Annotated in this window: 1 protein-coding gene; it reads right to left on the bottom strand. The window is 68.3% G+C overall.

What is annotated here, in order from left to right; all coding sequences use genetic code 11:
- Positions 1–300, bottom strand: a 300-nt coding sequence (locus ACTJJ4_RS18595; RefSeq protein ID WP_440944707.1) for a hypothetical protein, incomplete at both ends; no start/stop codon positions are given.

Consider the following 300-nt stretch of genomic DNA (forward strand, 5'->3'; position numbering starts at 1 on the left):
GTGATCGTGATCGCGGCCAGGGTGACCGTCCGTATCGTGGTGACCGTCCGCAGGGCGAGCGTCGTCCGTTCGGTGATCGTGATCGCAGCCAGGGAGACCGTCCGCACCGTGGCGTCCGTCCGCAGGGCGAGCGCCGTTCCTTCGGCGATCGTGACCGCGGCCAGGGTGACCGTTCGTATCGTGGTGACCGTCCCGAGGGTGAGCGTCGTCCCTATGGTGACCGTCCTCAGGGTGAGCGTCGCGCCTTCGGTGATCGTGATCGCGGCCAGGGTGACCGTCCGTATCGTGGTGACCGTCCGC

The organism is Microbacterium sp. 22195, from assembly GCF_052056515.1.
GTDB lineage: Bacteria > Actinomycetota > Actinomycetes > Actinomycetales > Microbacteriaceae > Microbacterium.